Annotated in this window: 1 protein-coding gene; it reads right to left on the reverse strand. The window is 70.0% G+C overall.

Annotated features, from left to right (window positions below):
- Window positions 1–3: 3 nt before the first annotated feature.
- A complete protein-coding gene (locus tag A5744_RS15480; RefSeq protein WP_076062455.1) occupies window positions 4–1224 on the reverse strand; it encodes a PPE family protein in 1221 nt (406 codons plus the stop codon).
- Window position 1225: the final 1 nt, after the last annotated feature.

The following is a 1225-nucleotide window of genomic DNA, read 5'->3' on the forward strand; positions in this document are numbered from 1 at the left end:
GGTTTAGCCGGCGGAGAGGGGGCGGGCCATGACGGTGGGTTTGAAGCCGTAGCGTGGGCCTGCGCCGGCGCCGCGCACGGGTCCGCCGACGCCGGAGGCGGGTACGCCGCCCACCAGGTTGCCGGCCCCGGAATCCGGTGCGGTGATGACCTCGCTGACCGGTACCGCGGAGATGGGTTTGGCCACCGAGGGCGCCACGGCTCCGGGCCATGATTGGGGCACCGACAGCCCGGCCACGTGGGCCCCGGCCCCCAACCCGGCGGCCACGTGCCCACCGCCGCCGCCGAGGGCAGCACCTAGTCCGCCCAGGCCTTGGGCGGCACCGGTGGCGGCCTTGGCCGCCGCGGGGGCCGCACCACCGAGGATGCCCGCCGACTTGGCGATCTGCACAAAGCTGTTGCCCATACCCACGCTGAAGTAGGGCAGACCCTCCGTGTTGTAGAGGAAACCCGCATACGGGGCGTAGCCGTTGAGCACCGCGCCGAGGTTGGTCGGTGAGGCGGTCTGGCCGGTCAGCAAGAACCAGATCTCGGAGAACGGATCCGTGGCGGTCGTGGCCGCGTTGGTGGTCGGGTTGGCCAGGCTTTGCAGCTGGTTGGGCGTGGAGGTCACGGCCTGCTGCAGGGTGTTTTGCGCGGTCCCCGCCGAGGTGCCCGCGGCCGTGGCCGTGGCGGTGGACTGCTTGGCCGAGGCCGACGGATCGGCGATCTGGGGGGCCGCGGTATACGGGGTCACCTTGGTCGCGGTCGCCGACTGAGCCGCATAGGTGTACATCGCGGTGGCGTCTTGGGCCCACATCTGCGCGTATTGGGCCTCCAACTGCGCGATCACCCCGCTGTTTTGCCCCAACACATTGGTGGCCATCGCCTGAGCCAGCGTGGCCCGATTAGCCGCAATCAACGGCGGGGGCACCACCGAGGCAAACGCCTGCTCAAAGGCCGCCGCGGCCGCACTGGCCTGACTGGCGGCCTGCTCGGCCTGACTGGCCGTGGTGCTCATCCAATCCACATACGGCTGCACCGCCGCGGCCATCGCCGCCGACGCCGGGCCCAACCACTCCTCACTCGAGAGCTGGGTGACCACGTTCTCATACCCCAACGCCGCCGACTGCAACTCCGCGGCCAAGGCATTCCACGCCGACGCCGCCGTCGTCAACGACGTCGACCCCGCACCGGCATACAACCGCGCAGAATTAACCTCCGGCGGCAACGCACCAAAATCAATC

Origin of the sequence: Mycobacterium sp. IS-1264 (assembly GCF_001954195.1) — a bacterium.
GTDB lineage: Bacteria > Actinomycetota > Actinomycetes > Mycobacteriales > Mycobacteriaceae > Mycobacterium.